Source organism: Enterococcus sp. 3H8_DIV0648, from assembly GCF_002140655.1.
Taxonomy (GTDB): Bacteria; Bacillota; Bacilli; order Lactobacillales; family Enterococcaceae; genus Enterococcus_A; species Enterococcus_A hulanensis.
Map to the genome: position 1 here is coordinate 168,160 of NZ_NGLG01000002.1, position 1,109 is coordinate 169,268.

Genomic DNA, 1,109 nt, shown 5'->3' on the forward strand with positions numbered 1-1,109 from the left:
ATCACACAAAAGACTTCAACAATTTTCGCGTTGGTAAAAATGATAAAAGAAAAATCGAGAAAAAAAATTAGTTATTACTTTGATAAATACAAAACAGATACTCCGTCACCTTGTTTAGAGAATGTTTCCGGGAAAAAGACTTCTAAAGAACAATACTATATTCTTATACACATCTAGATGTGTATAAGAGACAGATTATATTCCTTTGATTATTCGAAAGAACAATAAGGAATTGTCAGAGGAAGAAAGAAGAGCGTGGTCAAAATATGGCGTCGTTGGCTTTTTCTCTAATAATTCTGGGTTAGACGATTTCCGTGAAATTTTGACTCGAAATGAGAAAAAGAACGATCTGCTGGAACAATCATTTAAAAAGAAGAAAAATTCTTTATTGAAAGATTTAGACATTAGCTTATCAACACAGGAAAAACAATTATTTACTATTTTAGAGGACCTGAAGGGTGAATTCATTACTCGAGAAGCGCTTTGCTATGAGCTTTGGGGAGCGGCGCCAACCAATTCAATGGCCAGCCGATTATCTGGGATCGTAAAAAATCTGAGAATCAAAATCGATAATGCCGGATTCAACAAAAACTGTCTAGTGACCTCATGGGGAAAGGGCTATCGCTTGAAAGAACTTACTTTACAAGAAGTGTCCATTACCGTTCCTATCAAAGAGACAGAAACAGTAGAAAGTTGATCGGTTGATCGTATTGACACGCCATTCTCTCCATTGATTATGGAAACAAAAAAATAGACCTGCCATATCTGATAACTGTAGGTAGGTCTTTTTGTCTTCTTTTGTTTGGATAGAAGACGTTATTTTAGAGGATAAAACTAAGGTGAAAGCGCAAATAAGATAACATCACTCAAGAATAAGTCTTTATTTTAGCAAGAAACTAATTATTCTATAGTAACTCAAATAAAGCATGTTAAGTGACTTGCAGGGATTTTTATAGGCGTCAAGTGATGACTTGCACTATTGATGAGGTTTTATTTTGAATTTGACGGTTTTACAAGAATAATAAATGTGAGGAGAAAAAATGATTTATCACATAAACGTAAATATAGGAAGACAATTAACTGGAATAGAGAGTGCCGCAATACAAAGA

1 protein-coding gene is annotated in these 1,109 nt (G+C 34.0%); it reads left to right on the forward strand.

Annotation, left to right across the window (positions count from 1 at the left end):
* Positions 1-232 precede the first annotated feature (232 nt).
* Positions 233-697 carry a winged helix-turn-helix domain-containing protein gene (locus tag A5875_RS17220; protein ID WP_176244741.1) on the forward strand — a complete coding sequence of 155 codons (465 nt, stop codon included), beginning with the start codon at positions 233-235 and terminating at the stop codon, positions 695-697.
* Positions 698-1,109 lie beyond the last annotated feature (412 nt).